This is a genomic window from Thermodesulfovibrionales bacterium, assembly GCA_035686305.1.
Classification (GTDB): Bacteria; Nitrospirota; Thermodesulfovibrionia; order Thermodesulfovibrionales; family UBA9159; genus DASRZP01.
Window position 1 is genome coordinate 13,881 of the sequence record DASRZP010000013.1, and the last position, 22,062, is coordinate 35,942.

22 protein-coding genes are annotated in these 22,062 nt (G+C 51.9%); 6 read left to right on the plus strand and 16 right to left on the minus strand.

The genetic code is table 11. The features are described from left to right. Nucleotides 1-133: 133 nt before the first annotated feature. Nucleotides 134-1,441 carry a hypothetical protein gene (locus VFG09_01335; protein HET6513776.1) on the plus strand — a complete coding sequence of 436 codons (1,308 nt, stop codon included), beginning with the start codon at nucleotides 134-136 and terminating at the stop codon, nucleotides 1,439-1,441. Next, nucleotides 1,431-2,372 carry a carbamate kinase gene (arcC, locus tag VFG09_01340; protein HET6513777.1) on the plus strand — a complete coding sequence of 314 codons (942 nt, stop codon included), beginning with the start codon at nucleotides 1,431-1,433 and terminating at the stop codon, nucleotides 2,370-2,372. The genes VFG09_01335 and arcC overlap by 11 nt, the downstream gene beginning before the upstream one ends. A gap of 16 nt (nucleotides 2,373-2,388) precedes the next feature. On the opposite strand, the gene glgP is transcribed toward arcC, so the two are convergent. Then, on the minus strand, nucleotides 2,389-4,119 hold the full coding sequence (glgP, locus tag VFG09_01345; protein HET6513778.1) for an alpha-glucan family phosphorylase: 1,731 nt from the start codon (nucleotides 4,117-4,119) through the stop codon (nucleotides 2,389-2,391). A gap of 325 nt (nucleotides 4,120-4,444) precedes the next feature. Between glgP and VFG09_01350 the strand changes: the two genes are divergently transcribed. Further along, nucleotides 4,445-4,570 (plus strand): hypothetical protein, encoded by a 126-nt coding sequence (locus tag VFG09_01350; GenBank protein ID HET6513779.1) that lies wholly within the window; start codon nucleotides 4,445-4,447, stop codon nucleotides 4,568-4,570. Nucleotides 4,571-4,697: 127 nt separating this feature from the next. Further along, entirely contained in the window at nucleotides 4,698-6,239 is a 1,542-nt protein-coding gene (gene cobA, locus VFG09_01355; GenBank protein HET6513780.1) for a uroporphyrinogen-III C-methyltransferase, read from the plus strand. A gap of 306 nt (nucleotides 6,240-6,545) precedes the next feature. On the opposite strand, the gene VFG09_01360 is transcribed toward cobA, so the two are convergent. The 5 genes from VFG09_01360 to VFG09_01380 form a co-directional block, all read right to left on the minus strand. Then, the gene (locus VFG09_01360; GenBank protein HET6513781.1) at nucleotides 6,546-6,998 is read right to left on the minus strand and encodes a YHS domain-containing protein; all 453 of its coding nucleotides are present in this window, start codon (nucleotides 6,996-6,998) and stop codon (nucleotides 6,546-6,548) included. 138 nt (nucleotides 6,999-7,136) lie between these two features. Further along, nucleotides 7,137-7,502: a hypothetical protein gene (locus tag VFG09_01365; GenBank protein ID HET6513782.1), complete on the minus strand. Its 366-nt coding sequence runs from the start codon at nucleotides 7,500-7,502 to the stop codon at nucleotides 7,137-7,139. Nucleotides 7,503-8,204: 702 nt separating this feature from the next. Then, on the minus strand, nucleotides 8,205-8,795 hold the full coding sequence (locus VFG09_01370; protein ID HET6513783.1) for a zf-TFIIB domain-containing protein: 591 nt from the start codon (nucleotides 8,793-8,795) through the stop codon (nucleotides 8,205-8,207). 265 nt (nucleotides 8,796-9,060) lie between these two features. Continuing rightward, nucleotides 9,061-10,311 (minus strand): tyrosine--tRNA ligase, encoded by a 1,251-nt coding sequence (gene tyrS, locus VFG09_01375; GenBank protein HET6513784.1) that lies wholly within the window; start codon nucleotides 10,309-10,311, stop codon nucleotides 9,061-9,063. A 102-nt stretch (nucleotides 10,312-10,413) separates the two neighbouring features. After that, nucleotides 10,414-10,905: an FmdB family zinc ribbon protein gene (locus VFG09_01380; GenBank protein HET6513785.1), complete on the minus strand. Its 492-nt coding sequence runs from the start codon at nucleotides 10,903-10,905 to the stop codon at nucleotides 10,414-10,416. 146 nt (nucleotides 10,906-11,051) lie between these two features. On the opposite strand from VFG09_01380, the gene VFG09_01385 reads away from it, so the two are divergent. Further along, nucleotides 11,052-11,321 carry a hypothetical protein gene (locus VFG09_01385; protein ID HET6513786.1) on the plus strand — a complete coding sequence of 90 codons (270 nt, stop codon included), beginning with the start codon at nucleotides 11,052-11,054 and terminating at the stop codon, nucleotides 11,319-11,321. A gap of 167 nt (nucleotides 11,322-11,488) precedes the next feature. Here the strand turns inward: VFG09_01385 and VFG09_01390 are convergent, their stop codons facing one another. Continuing rightward, on the minus strand, nucleotides 11,489-12,220 hold the full coding sequence (locus VFG09_01390) for a hypothetical protein (GenBank protein ID HET6513787.1): 732 nt from the start codon (nucleotides 12,218-12,220) through the stop codon (nucleotides 11,489-11,491). Between the two features lie 150 nt (nucleotides 12,221-12,370). Between VFG09_01390 and hpnI the strand changes: the two genes are divergently transcribed. Further along, nucleotides 12,371-13,558: a bacteriohopanetetrol glucosamine biosynthesis glycosyltransferase HpnI gene (hpnI, locus tag VFG09_01395; protein HET6513788.1), complete on the plus strand. Its 1,188-nt coding sequence runs from the start codon at nucleotides 12,371-12,373 to the stop codon at nucleotides 13,556-13,558. A 7-nt stretch (nucleotides 13,559-13,565) separates the two neighbouring features. Here hpnI and VFG09_01400 read toward each other — a convergent pair whose 3' ends face one another. The 9 genes from VFG09_01400 to VFG09_01440 all read right to left on the minus strand — a co-directional run bounded on the left by VFG09_01400 (nucleotide 13,566) and on the right by VFG09_01440 (nucleotide 22,033). Further along, on the minus strand, nucleotides 13,566-13,934 hold the full coding sequence (locus VFG09_01400) for a hypothetical protein (protein ID HET6513789.1): 369 nt from the start codon (nucleotides 13,932-13,934) through the stop codon (nucleotides 13,566-13,568). Beyond that, nucleotides 13,931-14,341 (minus strand): EamA family transporter, encoded by a 411-nt coding sequence (locus VFG09_01405; protein HET6513790.1) that lies wholly within the window; start codon nucleotides 14,339-14,341, stop codon nucleotides 13,931-13,933. Before VFG09_01405 ends, VFG09_01400 begins: the two co-directional genes overlap by 4 nt. A 216-nt stretch (nucleotides 14,342-14,557) precedes the next feature. Then, entirely contained in the window at nucleotides 14,558-15,451 is an 894-nt protein-coding gene (locus tag VFG09_01410; GenBank protein HET6513791.1) for a carotenoid biosynthesis protein, read from the minus strand. After that, nucleotides 15,451-16,455, minus strand: coding sequence for an adenosyl-hopene transferase HpnH (gene hpnH / locus VFG09_01415; protein ID HET6513792.1), 1,005 nt, complete (start codon nucleotides 16,453-16,455; stop codon nucleotides 15,451-15,453). Before hpnH ends, VFG09_01410 begins: the two co-directional genes overlap by 1 nt. Before the next feature lie 20 nt (nucleotides 16,456-16,475). Next, nucleotides 16,476-17,291, minus strand: coding sequence for a DUF116 domain-containing protein (locus tag VFG09_01420; protein ID HET6513793.1), 816 nt, complete (start codon nucleotides 17,289-17,291; stop codon nucleotides 16,476-16,478). An 18-nt stretch (nucleotides 17,292-17,309) separates the two neighbouring features. After that, the gene (gene hpnA, locus VFG09_01425; GenBank protein ID HET6513794.1) at nucleotides 17,310-18,299 is read right to left on the minus strand and encodes a hopanoid-associated sugar epimerase; all 990 of its coding nucleotides are present in this window, start codon (nucleotides 18,297-18,299) and stop codon (nucleotides 17,310-17,312) included. Next, a complete protein-coding gene (gene shc / locus VFG09_01430) occupies nucleotides 18,296-20,314 on the minus strand; it encodes a squalene--hopene cyclase (protein HET6513795.1) in 2,019 nt (672 codons plus the stop codon). Before shc ends, hpnA begins: the two co-directional genes overlap by 4 nt. 117 nt (nucleotides 20,315-20,431) lie before the next feature. Next, nucleotides 20,432-21,307: a ChbG/HpnK family deacetylase gene (locus VFG09_01435; protein ID HET6513796.1), complete on the minus strand. Its 876-nt coding sequence runs from the start codon at nucleotides 21,305-21,307 to the stop codon at nucleotides 20,432-20,434. Between the two features lie 201 nt (nucleotides 21,308-21,508). Continuing rightward, nucleotides 21,509-22,033, minus strand: coding sequence for an NUDIX domain-containing protein (locus VFG09_01440; GenBank protein HET6513797.1), 525 nt, complete (start codon nucleotides 22,031-22,033; stop codon nucleotides 21,509-21,511). Between the last annotated feature and the right edge of the window lie 29 nt (nucleotides 22,034-22,062).

The window sequence follows — 22,062 nt, forward strand, 5'->3', positions numbered from 1 at the left end:
TCGCAATACAAGGCTTCTCACCATGCCTGTCTGCCCGAAAAAGATAGCTCCGTGCAACGGGAAGTAAACTTCGGGGTCGACGTCCGACCCCTGAGAGGAGACCGATGAATAATCTCGGTTAAAGGCAGGGGAGATGAAAAAAGAACGGGTTATCATCATGGGTGCGGGGGGAAGGGATTTCCATAATTTCAATTCCTTTTTCCGGGACAAGGAGTCATATGAGGTGGTGGCCTTTACCGCTGCACAGATCCCCTTCATCGAAAACAGGACCTATCCTCATGAACTCGCGGGAGCACGTTATCCGAGGGGCATCCCCATTTATCCGGAAGAAATCCTCGATACCCTTATCAGGGAACATGGGGCAACAACAGCCGTCTTTTCATACAGCGATGTCTCCTACGATGAAGTCATGCATCGGGCATCGAGGGCACTCTCTCGTGGTGCTGACTTTCTCCTCCTCAGTCCTGAAAAGACGATGCTCGAATCAAAGGTGCCGGTCATCTCTGTCTGCGCAGTGAGGACCGGCTGCGGCAAGTCTGTCATCACAAAGAAGCTCGCAGGCCTCTTCAAGGAAAAGGGGATCAACGTCTCCGTGCTGCGACATCCCATGGCCTACTGCGATTTTGTCCCGACAAAAAAGTTCTCTGCAAGAGAGGATATCGACCGGCGGACCTGCACCATCGAAGAGAGGGAAGAGTTTGAGCCTCTCGTCGAGAAGGGTATCACCGTGTACGCCGGCATTGACTACAGAAGGGTCCTTGATGAGGCAGAAAAAGACTCCCGGGTCATCATATGGGACGGCGGGAACAATGACGTTCCTTTCATATCTCCTGACTTTGAGATCGTGCTCCTCGATGCATTGAGGCCGGGCCATGAAAGGCTCTTTTATCCCGGCGAGGTAAACCTCAGAAGGGGTAACCTCCTCATCATAACAAAAGTGAATGAAGCAAAGAAGGTTGATCTTGAACAGATACGAAGCGCTGTCATGAAGGAAAATCCAGATGCCGGAGTCCTTGAAGCGCCGTCGGTCTTTACCCTCAGTGACTACCGTCTGGTACAGAATAGAGAGGCCCTTGTTATTGAGGACGGGCCGACCATCACCCACGGAGGCATGCCTTATGGAGCGGGAGTATCGTCATCAAGAGAATGGGTATCTGGGTTTATTGATCCCCGGCCCTATGCTGTCGGTTCGATCAGAGAGACCTATGCCAGGTATCCCCACATAGGCCCCGTACTCCCTGCAATGGGGTATTCAGAAAGGCAGATAAGGGAGCTTGAAGAGACGATCGCCAGGGTCCCTTCCGCTGTTGTCATCATAGCGACCCCCGTTGATTTGCGGAGGTTCATGACGATAGAGAAACCGACGGTGAGGGTCTTTTATGATTTTGATATCAATTTGAACGGCGTGGTGGAGTCTTTCGTCAAAGATCATGCCCTTTAACAGCACCGTGCTTATAGCCCTTGGTGGAAATGCCCTCATCCTTCCTGGCGAGAAAGGATACATCGAGCAACAATTCAGCCATACCAATGCCTGCATGAGGCCGATAGCGGCCTTGATTTCCCGTGGGGTGCGAATGGTCATCACCCACGGCAACGGCCCCATTGTCGGGAATATTTTGCTGAGGAATGAATGTGCGAAGGGCTACATACCTCCCATGCCCCTTTATATCTGCGTCGCCGACAGCCAGGGAGGAATAGGCGCGATGATGGCGGAGAGCTTGCAATCTGAACTGAAAAGACTCGGTATGAACAGGGCTGTTGCGGCAATTATTACCCATGTTCTCGTGGACGGGAATGATCCGGCCTTCAGAGAACCGACAAAACCTATAGGTCCTCACTACTCCGACGATGAGGCCCGTAAGCACGTTGAGCAGGGATGGGTGATGCGTAAGATACCGGGGAGAGGCTGGAGGAGGCTCGTCCCATCTCCAAGACCCGGGAGGATTATAGAGCTTGAGGCGATCAAGATCTCTTTTGAAAACGGCATTGTTCCCATCGCCTCAGGCGGCGGGGGAGTTCCCGTTGTAGAAGAAGATGGAAGAATAAAGGGCACAGATGCAGTCATAGACAAAGACCTCTCCGCGAGCCTCCTTGCCCGCGAGCTCTGTCTGGACAAGTTCATAGTGCTTACCGATGTGGACGGCGTATATCTAAACTGGGAAGGTGAGCATAAACAAAGACTTGAAAATCTCAGCATGAAAGATGCAAAGAGACATCTTCTCGAAGGCCAGTTCCCCCGTGGGAGCATGGGGCCAAAGATAGAGGCTGCGATCCAGTTTCTCGAGTCAGGAGGAAAAGAGGTGATAATCGCGAGACCTGAAGAAATGGTGGAGGCCATGGAGGGCAAGGCCGGCACAAGGATTACAGCCTGAAGGATTCCGGCAGCTGTCAGCGTATGTAAGCGTCAGTCACGTATCTTCTCATCATCCTGTGGGAGTTGAAGTAGTATGCGTTCTTCCCGATGGCGTTCTGCATGATCCTTATCCATGTGGCCCTGTCATTGTAGTACGTCGGCAGAATGGCATGTTCGAGTTTGTTATAGAGGTCTTCCGAGTCCTGGGCATTGTCGCCGCCGCCTTCTGAGACATGGCTTTCTGAAGGATAGGGGCCGATTGCCCACCCGGTAAAGCCTTCGATGTGACCCTCTATCCACCAGCCATCGAGGACGCTGAAATTGGGTACGCCGTTATGGGTGGCCTTCATGCCGCTCGTGCCTGAGGCTTCGAGGGGTCTCATCGGCGTGTTCAGCCATACGTCAACCCCTGATACGAGTTTCAGCGCCATATCCATGTTGTAGTTAGGGAGATAGGCTATGGTGATGCTTCCCCTGAGCTTCTCCTTGATAACGTAGATCTTTTCTATCAGCCACTTCCCTGTCTCGTCCCGGGGATGTGCCTTTCCGGCGTAGACGATCTGGAGCCTGCCCGAACCGATTCTCTGGAGCCTTTCGATATCTGTGAAGAGGAGGTCTGCCCTTTTGTATGCAGTCGCCCTTCGGGCGAACCCGAGGGTGAAGATGGCGGGATCGAGGATTGTTCCGGTTTCTGCCTTGACAAAATCTGCCAAATCCTTCTTCGCCTCCCTATGGGCCGCCCAGATCTCCTCATCAGGAATGCGGCCGATTCTCACAAAGAGTTCAGGTTCATTTGCCCAGCCCGGGAGATACTTGTCGTAGATCCTTTTGAAACTGTCACAGGTCCATGTATAGGAATGGACGCCATTTGTTATGGAGTGTATCTCATATCCGGGGAACATGTTCTTGGATACCTCACCATGTTTCTTGGCGACTCCGTTGACGTATTCGCTCAAATTCAGTGCGAGGAGGGTCATATTCATATGGTCCCTGCCTGCGAGATCCTTCAGGACACTGATGGGAATAGGTTCACCGAGGACCCTCTCAACAAGATCATAGGGAAACTTGTCATGCCCTGCCTCGACAGGGGTATGGGTAGTGAAGACGCAGAGGTCCTTTACCCTTTCGACATCCCATACGAGGCGCTCGTCCCATACCTCTTCGATATCCCTCTTGTGCTCCTTGAGGAGTTCAAGGGAGAGGAGGCTTGCATGGCCTTCGTTCATGTGATATTTCTTTATTACAAACCCTAGCCTGTTCAACATCCTCACCCCGCCGATGCCGAGGACGATCTCCTGCTTCAGCCTGTAGGCCTTATCACCACCATAGAGATGGGAGGTGATCTCCCTGTCGTCAGCTGCGTTGGCCGGGTCGTCGGTGTCGAGATAGAAGAGGGGCACGCTTCCGCCGGTGAGGCTCTTCACCTCGTAGAGCCACGTCCGTACTGTGACATCCCGTCCTTCTATCTCGACCGTTATCCGTTCAGGAAGGAGCTCCATGAATTTCGATATGTCCCATTCTTCGGACTCTTCCCTCTGCCTTCCTTTTTCATCGAGGACCTGTCTGAAATAACCCTTCTTGCTGATGAGCGTCACCCCGACCATAGGAAGCCTGAGGTCTGCCGCTGACTTGATGGTATCTCCTGCGAGCACTCCAAGTCCGCCGCTGTATGAGGGGATCTCTCTTCTGATGCCTATCTCCATCGAGAAGTAGGCGATCTTCGGGTCCTTGGTGAAATGCTCTAAACGATCACGATTGGGGTTCATAGCGCCATCCCTTGTTCAGCATCATCGTCTCCGTCCCATGAGACGGATCAGTCTGGAGAGAATATATAGCATATAGGACATTCTTCTGTCTATGCTTCGGGCATCTCGACGAAACATCTCCTATGATAACACTTCGACGTTCAACACTTCATCCGCGATCTCACGGTGCATGGAACAGATCTGCCGCTCCCGGGGTCACGCTTCTCGAAGGGATGGCGGAAGATAGGCCAAAAGAGAGGCCGCGGCTTTCACAACGGATCATCAAGCGACATGGTAGTTAAAGTTTTCTTTCGTCATGCCGATGAGATACATAAGGAGTCACAGCATGGACCCGGAGAGAATGAAAGAGATCGTCGAAATCCTCATGGAGAGTACGTTCTATTTTGATCTCAGCCTTGAGGAGCGACACTATCTTATCCGCCATATCCTCGCCATATCATTGACTCCGTAAGGAGTGACCTGGATTCTTTATCCCTGGACATCAGAATGATCTTCTTCCGTGGCCCCATGGTCCCTCCCTGCTTTCTTCCGGTCGTTGACCCAGACCTTCAAAAAATAATTATGGTAGAATGGATAAAATGAAAAAGGGGAAGGGCAAAGTCTATCTTGTCGGGGCTGGTCCCGGCGATATCGGTCTTCTCACGGTGAAGGGTCTGAAGTGTCTCCAGAAGGCTGAGGTCGTTGTCTACGATCTGCATTTGAACGCACAGGTGCTCAATTATATCAATCACGATGCGGAATTTATCTATGCAGGCAAAAGCGGCGGCCATCACGCCATGACACAGGAAGAGATCAACAAGGTCCTTGTTGCGAAGGCCCTCGAAGGCAAGACCGTCTGCAGGCTGAAGGGCGGTGACCCTTTTGTCTTCGGCCGCGGCGGCGAGGAGGCGGTGGAACTCGTTCAAAAGGGCATTGAGTTCGAAGTAGTCCCCGGCGTCAGTTCATCGGTGGCTGCACCTGCCTATGCCGGCATCCCCCTGACGCACCGGCTCTATTCTTCCTCCTTTGCCGTGATCCCCGGGTACGAAGACACGACCAAGGAAGCATCATCGATAGACTGGACGAGACTCGCAACAGGCGTCGGGACCCTTGTGATCCTCATGGCGGTAAAGAACCTCGATATGCTTGTCCGGAAGCTCATCGAGAACGGCAGGAACCCTGCGACACCCGTTGCAGTTGTGAGATGGGGGACACGACCTGACCAGAAGACGATTGTGAGCACGTTGAAAGAGATCGTTTCCGAGGTGAAGGAGCGGGAGATAAAGCCCCCGGCCGTCGTTGTCATCGGCGAGGTTGTGCGGCTGCGGGAAACTCTTCAATGGTACGAGAAGAAGCCTCTCTTCGGCCATCGGGTCCTTGTGACAAGGGAACATTCCTCAGGGTTCGAACCTCTTGAAGAGTTGGGAGCCGAGATACTCGAATTCCCCACCATCGAGATCGTCCCTCCCCTGAGCTATGATGAACTCGATGCATCGATTGGAAAGATATCTTCCTATGACTGGCTGATATTCACGAGTGCAAATGGGGTCAAATATTTCCTCCGGAGGTTCTTTGAACTCGACAGGGACATACGGGACTTGAAGGGCATAAAGATATGCGCAATCGGCACGAAGACGGCAGCAGAGATAAAGAGATACGGCATGAAGGTCGACCGTGTGCCGGAAGAATTCAGGGCAGAAGGGTTGATCGAGACCTTCGCGCTAGAAGACGGAAAGGAGAAGACAGAGAAGAGACTGGAGGGGATGAAGTTTCTCCTGCCTCGGGCAGAGACCGCGCGGGAGCTCTTTCCTGAAAAGGTAAGAGAACTGGGAGGGGAAATCGACGTCCCGCCTGTTTATCGGGCGGTGAAGCCCGAGCTTCACGGAAGAAGGCTGAAGAGGTTCCTGAAGGAGGGAAGAATAACGATCGCGACCTTTACGAGTGCGGCCACCTTTACGAATTTTGTCGAGATCATCGGTGATGAGGCGCTCGACTTCTTAAAGGGCGTCACAGTCGCTGCCATCGGGCCTGTTACGGCGAGGACCATAGAAAAGGCGGGGCTGAACGTTCATATCATGCCGAAGGAGGCGACCATTGAGGCCATGGTGGCAGAGATCATAAGAGAGAAAAGCAAGAGTTGAGGTGAAGAGGAACGCCCCTGCGTAACCTTACTTCACTGGAAGCACCGTCCGAAGTCGATTATTTGTAGTTGCCACTACTTGACCTCCCTGACAATGTCCGAAACAGTTGGGCCGTGGAGTACACCGAGACTGGTGCAATTTTGGTACAGGATCGCTTTCCGAAAGAGACCTTCTCTCCTCGGAAGATCACGGTTGGATGGCACATGTCTTATTTACATATCGAGGGAATGAGAGGGGAGCTCTTCAAATATGAAAGAAAAAGAACGGATGCCGGCATCCCCGCCGACATCCGCAGTTACCATGGCCTTATTTTGCGTATTTGTCAGGGTTCTTTCTGAAGTCATCGATACAGGACATACAGCAGAAGTAGTAACTCTTGCCTTTGTAATCAATAACCGGCGTGTCCGCTGCTACCTGAAATTTAGAGTTGCTGACAGGACACATCTCGGACTTTCCGATCTCGTCTTTTGTCGGCTGACGAAGAGGCAGCTCTCCTGATGCAGCATATTTGGTGGGATTCTTCTTAAAATCTCCCACGCAATGGGGGCAGCAGAAGTAATAACTCTTGCCTTTGTAATCGATTACCGGCGTGTCCTTTCTGACTTCAAATTTCACGTTCATAACAGGACAATTGACCATCCTGCCGATCTCATCTTTAGTCGCCTTACGTTCCTTCATGTCATCGGCCTGAATCGTTCCTGCAAGGCCGAAAATGAAGAGCAACGCAACGATCAAAGTAATCTGTCTGGCTATTTTCATTCTCTTTCACCTCCTTTCTCGCAAGACTACACATCAAAAAACAGGGAACGTTAACAACGCTAACCCATGCCTAAAGGCTTTAGTAATGCTTCGCCAAGTCAGTTTAAGTGTATGTGAGAACCTCGCCAAAACGTTTGTTTAATGGAATATAGTCGCTCCCATGCCGAGATTATCCCAGCCATTTGCAGAGCCGTCACCGTTTGATCCAAGGTGGATATACGCTTCATGAAAGTCCAGCCCGAAAGTCGGCAGGATGCGCTTGGAATAGTCGATATCGATTTGCGTTAACTTGTTCGGTTCATCCCCAGACAATTTGGCTGCGTGTACCAGTATCGAGAACTCATCACCAATGAAGGGATCGTCAACCTGAAATATGGTCGGGAAAAACCTCTTTCCGGCAAGCCCGTGAGCCAAAATTGCGGCAGGCATGAGAAGAACAATCACCAGACCAAAGCCGAAGACACGGTATATCCTTGCCAGTATTGAAAGTATTGAATGTCTCATGTTTCTCTCTCCATAGTATCTTCGTTCATTCTATCAGCGAGATTCATCAGTGTCAATATATTTCTGGCGACGTATGAAGTCTCTGTCAAACAATGTCTCGTCATGATAATCAATAGTATTTAGGCTCTAAGATATGCAAAGAGCTTCGTCACCTGACCCCGGCTGAGTCCATCCTCTCCTCTTTCCTTCTCAAAGCGTTGACAATAACCCGATTAAGATTTGTCGCATAGACAACACAAAGTGAAAAAGTGATGCCCACAAAGCTTCAAGACGTATTGACAGAAAAGAAAAACCAGAATAGCGGCTGTTGATCCCACGGCAACAGCACCAATCTCAACATTTTGGTCGCTAATCGAGTCCTCATTGATTACATTTGCTCTCTGTAAAAGTGCCTGCAGTGATACCGCTCACCGCATGAAGAATAACTGCAAAAAAAATCATCAAAAACTTTTCAACAACCGTCTTGCGTCTTCTTATAAAGGCATGGAAAAAGGAAAGAATCCATCCGACAAAGAGGAAAGCCAAGAAAGCCAAGAGAAGAAAAGGACTCCCTTCCCCCTTGGATAGAGAAAAGTTTGCCTCTCGAATAAAATCCATGTTAGCAACGAAAATGAGAATGCATGTCAAGCTCATCACAAAAAGGGTTAGAACCACGCACAATTATAGCTTGGGCAAGATATGCAGTATTCAGGAAGAGCAATGCTATGGGCCATAGAACCACCTTTTCCAATTCCAGAAGTGAATAAGCTTTTGCGTGAAGGCTGTATCGCTCAGTTTTTCCGCTAGGTCTGCAAGTTCAGCCTTGTTTTTCTCTATCTCCTTGAACTGTTCTTTCTCGATCCCTCCGTCAAGGATAAACTGTCTAATCTTTTCTAGTTCCCCATTATCGAGCCAAATGCCGTGTCTTCCACATTCATCTATGATCAAGCCTGATATATGAGCATAATTCTTTCGCACCATGAGTTTCCCACACCTTGCACAGGGGAGATATTCGATTGTGTCCGGCAGAGGAGGACGACTATATTCTTTCTTGAGCTGTTCTTCCCTATAGACTGTCGACTCGGCCGTGAGGACATCAAACTCTCCAGGATCAAGCCAAAGGCCGTTACATCGCGGACAGGCGTATATATCTACCACATCCTCTCTCTTACGCTCAAGATGGATTTTGCACCTGGGGCATATGGGACTTTTAAGACTTTTCGCATCGCCAACCCTTCCCCCGCAAAAAGGGCAGAGGACACTTTTAGGATTTACATCCTTTCCGCACTGGGGGCATTTGACAAGTTCCACCATTTCCCTTTCATTGACGACACTCGCAGATGTCGCTTTCGAGTTATAATTTGCACCATTATAACAAATCAGAAATATGAGGACTACGGAAGGACCTTTGCCACGAGAGGGACAAGATCACCTAGTTGCATCTTCACTTCGTCACTATCAACTATCGGAGAGTATTCAGCTACTTACTCGCAACTCCCCGCGTCGGGTTGACGTTTTCCTTCATGCCTTCTCTCAGCAAGCCTCATCTCTCTTCTGGTCCTGCCTTCCCGATTTTAGATTATTCCACCCTTACCCTATAGAACCTTTTCTTGCCGACCCTTATGATATGTTCACCTTCCGTGAGCACGGTGTCGGGATCTGTTATCAGCCTCTCGTCTATCTTTACGCCACCCTGTTTGATGAGCCTCATCGCCTCGCTCGTACTCTTTGCGAGCCCCGTTGTCTTCATGATCTGGGGGAGCCATGTCCCTTTCTCGCCGCCCGAAGCTGAGATCGTAAGTGAAGGCAAGGTCGATTCGATGGTCGAGATGTCCTTTCTTTCGAAGATCATCTCGTATTCCTTCCGTGCCGTTTCCGCCTCTCCAGGACCGTGATACTTCGTGACAAGCTCCATTGCGAGTTCTTTCTTCGCCTCCCTCGGGTCTCTCTCTCCCTTCTTCAGCTTCTCCCTGAGCGTGTTGAACTCGTCGAGGGATATACGGCTCAGGAGCTCATAGTAGCGTTCTATGAGGCCGTCGGGCAGGCTCATGACCTTCTTGAATATCCCGGTCAGTTCACCGTTGACATATTCGAAGGCAGGCTCGTCGATACCGATGTAGTTTCCGAGGCTCTTTGACATCTTGTTTACGCCGTCAAGGCCTTCGAGGAGGGGCATCATGAGAACGACCTGCTCTTCCACATCCATCTTCCTCTGGATGGTCCTTCCCATGAGGAGGTTGAATTTTTGATCTGTGCCCCCGAGTTCCACATCTGCCTTCAGGGCCACGGAATCGTATGCCTGGAACAGGGGATAGTAGAATTCGAGGATGCTGATGTCCTGCTGATTCTTGAACCTCTTCTTAAAGTCTTCCCGTTCGAGCATTCTCGCGACAGTCTGCATGGCCCCGAGCCTCACGAGCTCCATGTTCCCCATGGTGCTGAGCCATTCGCTGTTGAATGTTATTCTGGTTTTTTGGGGGTCGAGGATCTTGAAGACCTGTGTCCTGTACGTCTCGGCATTCTTCAGGACCTCTTCTCTCGTGAGCGGCTTGCGCATCTCGCTCTTTCCGGAGGGATCTCCGATCATGCCGGTAAAATCGCCGATCAGGAAAATCACCTCGTGCCCGAGGTCCTGAAACTGACGCATCTTTTCGAGGAGGACCGTATGTCCGAGATGGATATCGGGCGCCGTCGGATCAAAGCCCGCCTTTACCCTTAGAGGTCTTTCTTCTCTATACGATCTATCGAGCTTGCGGATGAGGTCGCTCTCGAGGATGATCTCGACGGTCCCTCTCTTGATGATCTCCAGCTGTCTCGATGGCTCCATCATGGCTGATTATGATAAAACGGAAGGACGAGCCGCGTCAAATCACTTCAAGTTCTCATGCCGACGAACCCTTGTTGGAGAAGTTGATGGTGGATTCCGGCGCTCTCATAACTCGTAGAGGGTTTCGTCGACCCTGGGCTTGTGCCTCCTGCGACCCTTTGCCTTTGTGCCAAGGATAAAGGGATCTTCCTCATTCAGGACATCTCCCAACTCCTCTTCGACCCTGTCAGGATCTTCTCCCCGTTCGAGACGGTTCATTACTTCTTCCATTCCTGAGCCCATGGTCAGTCCTGTTGCTTCAGAGAGTTTTCTCATGAGCGCGGCTGCCTGACGAGGGTCATCTTCATTGATCTTGCCTTCTTCCTTCGCGAGCATTGCCATCGCCTTCTCGAGTTTTGTTTCGTCAAAGGACGGCATCTCGGCATCTGGAGAGTTATCTTCTTTCCTTTCAGAGATTGCGGAGAACAATGATATCGCACGTTTGAGCTCAGGATTTTTACACCGTGGACAAAGGGGGGTCTTCTCCGTATTGACTGACCGTGAGAAGAAGTTATAGATAGTATCGCAATCCTTGCAGTAAAACTCATAGATCGGCATGCAAACCCTCCTTCAAGAGTGTTTCTCGATTCCTCCGAGATGTTGCCCGTACTATGTACGATTATATCAGATGGCGAGACTTGGGATTCCGGTTGAAAAGTATGCCGCGATCATGGTAGTGTGGTTGAACGCCTGTGAGAACAGTCATGAAGAAGCGAAAGGAGGTGAACAGGATGAAGAAGGTTTTGGCCCTTGTCATAGCCGTCCTTTTTTCTTTCTCAGCAACAGTGATAGCCTTTGCAGAGGAAAAACCGGCTGCAGGTGCGTCAACGATGAAGACCGAGGAGAAGAAGGCAGAGCCTGAAAAGTCGGCAGCGCAGAAGCCGAAGAAGAAAAAGTCAAAGAAGAAGTCGTCGAAGAAATCGAAGAAGACAAAGAAGGCAGCGGAGAAGCCCGCAGAAGAGCAAAAACCGTAGTCATGGCAGGGGCGGGTGGCTTGCGCCACCGCCCTTGCTGTTCCGGTTCAGATGGAGCCGTTCCTTCTCAAAAGGGCGCCCCTTCCACTCGGAGAAGAGCAGAAGACCTCTGAGCCACGTGTCCCTTTTCCCTTTCCATGCGGCGGAATAGTCAGAAGTGCAACCGATTACAACGAATCGATAAGGCAACTCACTGCCTGCCAGAGACTTCTCCCGGCAATGTGAGCATGTATCCCCAGCTTTATGCTGCCCGGTATAAGTCTTGGCTTGAAGAGAAGCAGTTTGATGGCGCGACGAAGGGAATATCTGCCCGAGTCATCAGAGACATTCAGCAGATCCAGAGGAACCTCCTCGTCACTTCTGTCGGTAATCGAACGGACGGCAAAGAAGGGCAGGTTCTTCTCAAGCGAGAGCTTTGCGATACCGAACGTCTCCATATCGCACACAGGAAGAGGGAATTCCCCGGCGATAACCTTCCTGATCTCTGATTTCTGTTTCCACTTCTCAATGGTCACAATGCTTCCCTCACGTACGGAAAGGTTCCTGGACAGTTTCTCTATCACATCTCCGTTCCGCAGCTCCAGAACATCCGCCGCGCGGTCATCCAAAGAAAGAACCTTGGAGGCTACTATGATCTCACCGATGCGAGCCCCGTCGTAGAGGGCGCCGCCGAATCCTGCGGAGAGGATGATCTCCGGGACATACTTCTCGACCACATATGCGAGTGCTTTCTCCGCGCTGCGGCTGCCCATACCGGTCAGGATGAGCGTTATGTCGTGAGATGAGTACCGGGCATGAAAGACGTCGAACACGCACTCTTTCCGTTTTCTTGTTGCCCCGGTATTCCGGACTATCGCTCGTACTTCCTGAGGAAAAGCAGAAACTATCGCGACTCTCATCGTATCACCACATGAAACAAACCGGATCGGCTCATGGCGAGAACACTCGTCCGGCAGAGTCCCTCTTCCCTTTGCACCATTTTTTGAGTGATTTAGTATAATTTATCCAGCACATTAATCTCAAAGCATACGAAAACAGTGGTTTACCCTATGCAACTCTTTCTCTTCTTTTTGCGATGGACCTTCTTGATTCCGACCATCGTGGGATCTCTTTACGTGATATTGTGCCTTTTCGCGGTATGGCGTTTTCGTGCTCCTTCAGCATATTGCTTTCAGGACGTTCTCCGGTGGCCTCCCGTCACCATCCTGAAGCCCGTATGCGGCCCGGAGAAAGGTCTCAAGGAGAACCTCCGGAGCGCTTGTTTACAGGATTACCCCGAGTTCCAGGTCGTCTTCTCGGTTCAGGATCCCGCTGACCCCGCAATCCCCCTTCTCAGAGAAATTCATGAAGAGTTCGGACCTGACAGGGTGTCAGTGGCTGTTGAGAATGTTCTGGCAGGCCCCAACGGTAAAATCAATAATTTGCTCGGAGCTCTGCGCCATGCCAGGTATGACGTCCTCGTGATCAGTGACAGCGATGTGCGCCTGAGATCCGACTATTTGAAGGCTGTCGTCGCCCCTCTGGCAGACCCGGGAGTGGGATTTGCGTGCACACTTTACAGGGCTACCTCAGCAGACCGGTGGTTCGAACGGATGGAGTTGTTGACCATGAATGCCGATTTCATACCCGGCGTGGTCTTTGCCTATCTGAGTGGAGCTTCACGGTTTTGTCTGGGATGTTCTGTGGCTTTGCGGCGCCAATCCCTGAAAGAGATGGGAGGTCTGGAAAGCCTCGCAAATTATCTGGCCGAGGATTATGAAATGGGAAGACGCCTTTGGGTTTCTGGAAAGAGGATGGTCCTTGTTCCCTATCTTGTGGATATTGTGGTCGACCTCAAGAACCCTTCCCAGTGGTGGAATCATCAGGTCTGTTGGGACCAAAAAACGCGCTCGGCTCATGCCGCAGGTTTTTTAGCAAGCATCTTGACCCGTTCTGTTCCTTTTGCTCTCCTCCTTGCCCTGTCACGTATGGGAGATAGCCTGGGAATGACGATCCTGACCTGTGTCCTCGGACTTCGCCTGTCAGCGGCGGCAGGGATATTGGGATTGGGACTGCGGGACCGAGAGGGTCTGAAGAGTCTTGCGCTTCTCCCTCTGAGGGATCTCGCCGCCATGGTCTCGTGGGTTCTCGCATTCATTAAAAAGACGGTGATCTGGAGGGGCTCGGAATTCGTGCTCACCCGGAATGGCCGTCTCCTGTTCCCCTCTTTCCGAAATCACGGGGAACACAGGGACTGAGAGAGCGTTAAGGAAGAGCGGTCAGTGCAACGCCCAGACAGACAAAGAGGATACCGACCCAACGCTCTAAGGTGACCGTTTCCTTCAGGATGAATTTCGCTCCGAAGGTGCCCGTGACGTAGACAAGCGACTTCGCAGGAAAAACGAGACTCAGGTCAGCCCAGGCGAGGACGACGAGAAAGGAGCAGAACGTGATGGCCATGCAAAGAATGGCGCAGAGGAAGTTCCTGTTGCCGATCACTCTTCGCCAAGTGGCAAGAAGGGCCGTAGGGCGGATAGTGGATATCTCCCCCACCTGTTTCATTCCCCTTGTGAGGAAGACATCTCCCGCGGAATCGGCCAAGACGATCACGGCGATGAGCATTGCCGTCTTCATCGGCCGTCGCTCCGCAGGGCCTCTTCCTCCGCTCGCCGGGTCTTTTGCCTCTCCGAGCGCAAAACCAGGACGACACCAAGAGAGATGAACAGAACCCCTGTCCATCGTGCGAGAGAGATTGCTTCTCTTAAGAAATGGCGGGCGAAGATCGCATTCACCATGACTTCTGCGGACACAGCGGGCACAACAAAGCTCAAATCGGCCCATGAAAGGGCGGACGCAAAAAGGATAAAGGAAGCAGCCAGGAGCGCAGTTCCGAGCCAAACAGCGGGATTTTCAGCGACGTGAATAAGAAGAGGCAGCCAATCCTTGCTGATCCCTATTTCCTTCATACTCATACTCAGGAAGACGTTTCCCGTCGCCTGGGCGAGTATGGCCGGAATCAATACAACAATGGTCTTCCTCACCGGACTTCTCCGGGCCGCGAGAGCCAGGTCAAATACCAGAAGGAATGGATCTCTCGCCGTGCCGGATAACGCGAGCCGGCTCCGCCATCGAATTTCTCAAAAGAGGGAGGATTCAGGAGTAATGTTTTCATCTGTTACTTTCACCGTTCCTTTTACAGGGTAACTGCATAATTCCCTGTTTGTCAATTTCCCGCGTGAACAGACACGTGGCATTCCTCACCAGCCACTGCCTTTGATCAACGAGTTTCCTGGCCGGCCTTCAGGAATTGCAGCCAGGGGAAAGTCTGCGAGATGGGTCCTCAGGGCATCATCTTCATCCGGCAAGGTACGCTTCTGTTTCAGCATGGATGAGAGCAGAAACAAGGGGAGCGTAACAATGAATACTCCTGTCCAAGCCAAGTGATGGTCACGAATGGCAAAGGCCATGCAGAGGTTGAATGCGAGCACGCCCAAATAGAGACCCGGACCTATGAGGTATCTCCAGGGATATCGGTAACCCGCATAATCCCTAATCCTCGAGCTGTCCAGATATGCATCAATGAGTTGGAGTGCGTAGATCATCAGGAATCCCACGATGAGCCATCCCGCAAAGTTCGATATGGGCACCCCGAAATAGGCGCCCTTCTGAGGGTACCCGTATATCTGGCCGAGAAACCATTCCTTTCCCCGCAACGCCAGGGGATCTATGATGATATCGAGATAGAGGAAGAAGACCGCCCCAAGAATCCGTGTGGAGAGCGACTTCCTGAGCATCTTCGTTTCCAGCAGATAAAGAGGCCCTCTTGAAAGGATAGGCGAAGTCACTGCCAGTGCCATCGCGTAGCTTGCATACGCCAGAAACACATAGCTCATAGAATCCATAAAGGGTATCCCGAGCACCCACAGCTCTCTGCCTCTTGTTTGTTCGATGTAGTAATAGTATCCATAGGGAATGCCATTATGGATGGAAGAGTATTCAGATAGCCATGCGATGATGTACCCTACGACGATGAAAAGTGCGGCCCTCTTGATTCCCAAATGCAATGAACAACCGAAAAAATACGCGAGGAAAAAAACAAAGACATAGGGCCTGAGAAGAATGGTACTGAGGAGGAGAGAGAGCGGCTCCATCAGCTCTCTCTCAGATTCCAGATGACCAGCCTGAGGAGGTCTTTGGGATTTGAAAAGGCGTTCCTCATGACCGTGGCTTCGTAACCGCTGTGGACCATGCAATTCCTGCACCTCGGGTCGCTGTCCGTACCGTACTTTTCCCACGGCGTTTTCTCCATCATCGCTCCGAAGGAAGGGTAGTAGGCATCCGTAACAAGATAGCAGGGGGATTTCCATCCAAGGGCGTTTCGCGTGGGATTACCCCACGGCGTGCACCGCATCTCTCTCTTTCCCTTCAGGAAATCCATGTACATGGGGGAGCTTATCAGGGGGAATCTGTCGAAGCAGCGAGCCGTCCCGCTGAACTTCTTCCTGATCTCACCCCTGTCGAGAAAGATACCGTCTTCTACACTTTCATAACTGAACGCGGGGGAGACGAGTATCCCGTCCACGCCGGCGCTCTTCAGTAACTCAAACAACCTTTCGAGTTCCTCCATGTCCGAGTTCCTGTACACGGAGGTATTGGTGCTCACCCTAAAACCCCTCTGCTTTGCCTTTCCTATGGTTTCGATGGTCTTTCTGAACGTCCCGGCTCTGTTCGTGACGCGGTCATGGGTCTCCTCCATCCCGTCAAGGTGAAAGTTCAGGGTAAGCCGGGAAGCGGGCTTAAATTCCTCGATAAAGGTTTCCGTGAGAAGTCCGTTCGTACAGAGATAGACATGTCTCTTCATTCCGAGAAGCGCCGCCACAAGAGGCTTTAACTCCGTATACAAAAGAGGCTCCCCGCCCGTGACTGTCACCACAGGGGCTCCTGACTCCACTGCAGCATCGATGCACTGATCGAGGGACAGATCATCTGTCTGTTCCCTGGCATGGAGCCGAATCCTGTCGCAGCCCGCACACGAGAGGTTGCACCGGTGCGTCGGCTCCAGCATAAGCACAAGCGGGAATGTCCTCTTACCCGTGAGGGCATTCTTAACAAAATACGATGTTAACGATGTATAGAGACTAAGCGGAAAACGCATGGGTGGCGAAAGAACCTCCTTTAGGATACCTTCTTTTTCTTTCTTTCCGTAATGAACTTCAGTGTCTCTTCCAGCTCGACAAGAGAGACTTCGGTATTCTTGCAGGGGCCTTCAGGCCTCCTGTTCGGTATGGCAAGGACGGGTATCTTTTCTGCTACGTCCCTTATCCCGCTCACGAGGTCCCGCTCGCAGGCAAAGGCGAGGATACACGTCGGCCGATACTGTTTGATCGCTTCCCTCGCCTCTTCTCCCCCACCGGCAGTAAGAACCTTGAAGCCTTCTTCGCCGGTCCTTTCGACGATCTGCCTCCTTGCTTCCCTCTTCAGACATCTCGGCAGCAGGATAAGGAGCCGTTCAAGGTCCAGCCTCTCTCCACGGCTCTTCGTCATGAAATTATGCACCTTGATAAAGGAGTTCCCCACTCTGTCCCTGCTGATCCCGAACTTTCTTCCAAGCCATATCGTTTTGGGAAGAAGGGTAAGAAGGAGTTTCTCTCTCCATTTGTGGGGGAGCAGGGATTTTCTGAATTTCACAAGAGATACCCCCTCCGCGATCATAAGGACGGAGAAAAGCCCTGCGAAACAGGCTACGATCCACTCTAGAATGATCGCAAGAGAGGGATCAAGCTGTTCGATTCTCGGTCTGATCAGGTACCAGGCCACCTGCACGACGAGGACCGCGAGAAGCATAATGCCGGCAGCCAGAAAGAAGAAGGTGGTCATCTTCTCGTTTATTTCCTGGTCCCGGGGATCCGCCTCACCCTTCCAGTCCGCCCACTCGTCACCGAGTTTTCGATCTTTCCGCTGAGCATCAGCCTCTGCTTCTTTTTCAGCCATGCCGATTCTCCAGTTTGCTCATCTCTTTATGTAGTCATTTGTCTCGAACCAATCGATCGCCCTCGCCATGGCTCCTTCAACGGAGTTCTGAGGCATATTCAATTCTCCCACCGCCTTTGAGCAGTCGAAAAACATATACTTTCGTGCCATCTTCACACCCGTTAAGGGTACCCTGGGGTGCCGGAGAGTCAATCGTGAAATCGCTTCGTCAGCATAGGCTGCCATCAATACCGGCAGATATGGAAGTCGCACCTTCGGCGGTTTCCGCCCGGTCATCCGGGCAAGAGTTCCAAAAAACTCCCGGAGAGTAAGGTTCGCGTTTCCCAGGATATATCTTTCACCCGTCTTTCCCTTCAGCGAAGCGAGCCAATGACCGATAGCGACGTCCTCCACATCGACAAAATTGAGCCCTGTGTCAACATATGCGGGAATCTTCCCGTTAAGGAAATCTACGATTATCCTGCCGGTGGGTGTCGGCTTTCTGTCCATGGGGCCGATGGGGGTCGAGGGGTTTACGATCACCGCGGGCAGACCTCGTTCAATGAAAGCGCACACCTCTCTCTCCGCGAGAAATTTCGATCTCTTGTAGTGCCCAACCATCTCCCTTAAGCCGGCGGATGTCTCTTCGTGCGAGGGTTTCCCTTTTGAGCTTGCGGAGAGTGTCCCCACCGTGCTCGTGTAGACAACTCTCTCCACGCCCATTCTCAAAGCGGCTTCCATCACATTCCTTGTCCCACCGAGATTGATCGCGTACATTGTCTTAGGATCAGGAACCCAGAGACGGTAATCGGCAGCGACGTGATAAAGCTGGCTGCACCCCTTGAGTGAACGGCAGATTGAGTCAAAATCTCTGACATCGCCCCTGATCAACTCCGCGTCGAGGGATGTGAGGACAGACGAATCACTTCCTTCCCGCACGAGCGCAACTACATGGATGCCTCTCTCGCGCAATACTTTGGCCACATGAAATCCGACAAACCCCGTGGCGCCTGTGACAAGGGCTCTCACCGGTGTTTCCCGTTTCCCTCGGCCGTCGAGAGAAACTTGCCGAGGGCCATAAGGGGAAAACAGTTTCTGTAATTATGGTAATTTATTGCGAAATACTTCGGGAAACCCGTTCCGGTAAACTCAGGCTCGTCCCACGTTCCGTCGGCATTCTGGCTCTTGACAAGGTAGGAGATTCCCCGCCTCACTGCGTCGCCGTTACCCTCACCGGCTGCCATGAGCGCCATGATCGCCCACGCCGTCTGGGAGGGTGTAGTTTTTCCGCAGCTTTTCAATGCCATGTTTTCGTAGGACTCGCAGCATTCTCCCCATCCACCGTCATCGCGTTGTATGCTCTTTAACCAATTGACCGCTCTTCTGACGTAAGGCTTCTTCATGTCTTCCCCGATCGACCTGAGCCCTGTGATCACGGACCATGTGCCGTTAATGTAATTGACCGCCCATCTGCTCCACCACGAGCCGTCTTCCTCCTGCGTCTTCATCAAGAACGCGATGGCCCTCCGGACGGCCTCATGGGACAGGGGATATCCAAGCAGTCCAAGAAGTTCGAGGGTCCTTCCCGTGAGATCAGGTGAACTTGGATCGATCATCGCCTCGAGGTCTCCGAAGGGAAGCTTGTTCAGTATCTTCATGTTGTTATCGGCGTCAAAGGCTCCCCATCCGCCGTCCTTTCCCTGCATCCCGAGTATCCACTCAACCCCCCTCCCGAGATTGTCCGGGTCCACGAATTCCATATCAGAATACCTGTGGAGAAGCATCAGGATCACCGCTGTGTCGTCGACGTCAGGATACCAGTTGTTTTCGAACTCAAAAGCCCAACCACCAGGTGCAAGGCGCGGTCTCTTCACACTCCAGTCACCTGCCCTGAAAATCTGCCTGGAAACCAGCCACCTGCACGCCATGACGAGGGAAGGATGTTCCTTGTCCATTCCCGAGTAAAGCAAGGCGAGTGAGGTGAGGGCGGTATCCCATACAGGAGAGACACAGGCCTGAAGGACAAGTTCCTCTTCGGTCTCGATGGTGAACCTTTCGAGTGCTTCGAGACCCTTTCTTACAGACTCGGATGTCAGGTCGTGGCCCAGAGCGACAAGGGCCAGCACCGAATTCACCATCGCAGGCTGTATCCCTCCCCAGTCCCCTCCCGGCTCCTGGTGCCTGAGTATCCACTGTTCCGTCTGTCTCATCGCCCGTTTCCTGAGAGGTCTCAGGGGAAGTCTTTCCATAATTTTTGCTACGCTGTCGAGGACAACGAAGAACTGGCTCCATGACAAAACAGACATCTTTTTCGTTGTGAGGGGGGGTCTCCGGGATGGGTCTTTGTAAAGCTCACGGATCCCTGCACTCTTGTGCACCGGTCTTACCGGTTTGAGATCGACGATTATGGAAAGCGGCACGATGGTGGACCTCGCCCAGCTCGATAAATTGTATATATTGATGGGGAACCAGTGGGGAAGAAGGTTTATCTCCACAGGGATCGAAGGGATCGCCTTCCAGTCGAATTCTCCGAAGAGGGCGAGGAATATCTTGGTAAATACCCGTGAAGCTTCGACGCCTCCCTTTCTGAGGATGAACGCCCTTGCCCGCCGAAGAGGTTCATCATCGGCAGAATACCCTGCAAGTTTAAGGGCGAAGTATGCCTCGATTGTTGTGCTGAGATCCCCGTCGCCTCCCCAGTGGATCGACCACGTCCCGTCGTGCTTCTGGAGCCGGAGTATATGGCGAGCCATTTTCGCGTCCCTCTTTTCATCCCGTAATCCCAGGAAATGAAAAAGCATAAGGTATTCCGAGGTAATCGTCACATTTGATTCGAGCTCGTACCACCAATATCCTTCCTCGTACTGTTCCTGAACATAGTACGACCGGGTTTTCTCTACCGCCTGGCGAACGCTGTCTACCAGACATGGGGATTCCGGGATGGCGAAGGATTCCATTGGTTCCGTCGGGACACCAGGCGTCTTACCTCTGAAAGGCAGCCTGAAATATCCGCCATTTCCCTTTCTCAGTAATTTAACGAGCATATTAAAGAAGTAGCAGAATCTCCTATTTTTGTCAAGGCAAAGGTTCTTGAAAAGGAAGCATAAGGCGTGGAACTGCAGCCTTCCGGAAAGAATTGTCAAGGCTCTTCCACCTCAGAGCTAAGAACCGATGACGCAGTCAGAAAGTCTCCGGTAATCCGTCAGTATGTAACCGAGGGACGCCAGCGTGCGGCGCACCTCGTCAGAGGTAAGGGCGTCGAGCTCCCGTTTGCCTGACTCTGTTGCCGTGTCAGGATGAAAGAATATCTCATTGAGCGTCCCGCCGGCGTTCTCTAAAAGAGACAGCAGGTGCTTCTGGTCAAGATTCCCTGTACACGAATTGCCATATACATAGTGTGCGGTGCGCAACCCGTACTTTCTCGCCAAATGCGTGTCGTATATCCCGAGCATTCGAAAGGTTGCCCATTCAGCATAGGGCATGGCTCCGCGTTCGGTGGGAGTGAGATCAATGACCGCAGACAACGGTTCCTTCGGGACCCGGATCCAGGTCACCCCCCTCTGTGACGCCTCACGGCAGGCCACCTCAAAGATCAGGGGATGCAGATGGAGATGGTGATGTCCGTCAATATGGCTAGGCCGGATTCCTGCCTTTTCGATGCAATTAAACTGTGCCTTTATCTCGGCTTCGATCTGGGCAAGAAGCTCGCGACGCCCCTTCCAGTAACGTATCCCGGCAAGAGCCGGACTTTGCTCCAGCCAGCCGTCCTTATCCACAAGACCTGGTATTTGGGATGGAGGAAGGACGGCCCTGCCATCACATAGTGTTAGATGAAGCCCCACCGAGAGACGACTGCGTCTCCGAGCCATCTCGATGGCCTCCTCAAATGCCTCTCCTCCTGTCATAAGACTGGCTGATGTGAGGATCCCTCTGTCATGGGCCTCGGCAACGGCCTGATTTACTGACGCGGAGGAGCCAAGGTCATCTGCCACGATAACGAGATATCGCGAATTGTTTTGCAAACTCCCCCGTGTCATAAAGGTTCAGATCCTTTCGCAGTACTTCGCGTCATTCGCGCACAACGCCTGGTAAGTTCAAGCAGGGCAGAAAAAGGAACGAGCGTGCAGATCAAGAGGACCCAGGCAGAAAGCGAGGGGTACCATGGCAAGATGCCCTGGCTTTGGAAGCCGCTGAATACTTCAAGGAAAAAAGTAGTATTCCTTTCTCAAAGGGGGCGTTCATATCAGCTGCTGCATATCCATACGTTTTACGGCCAGCCGCAACCACGGAGTATATCTGTTGTCGTCCTCTCTGATGTCATCCATCAGTTCACCGACGGTGATATGCCTGATATCAGATATCTCGTCATTGTTCGGTAATGCTCCTCCCGTGTCTATCCCCCTCACCATCGTCACTGCGCATATCTCATTTTCTGTTCCAATATCCTTATATCTCACCGTATAGTGAAATTTGAACAAGCAGTCGATTTCAGAGATCATGAGTCCCATCTCCTGGAGCAGCCTTCTTCTCGATGCCTCCTTATAATCCTCTCCATGAAAGAGATGACTGGCAACCGTACCGTCCCAGAATCCAGGCCATAGGTTTTTCTTCTCGCTTCGCCGGGCAAGCAACAATTCTCCAGCACCGTTAAAGATCATGGCGAGAAAGCCCCTGTGCAGGATGCCGTCACCCTCATGACACTTGTCCTTTTCCTCCACTCCAATGAAATTGTCGTTATCATCCACGATGACAATCCGTTCCATCTCACCTCACTATTTCGCGTATTCAGTGT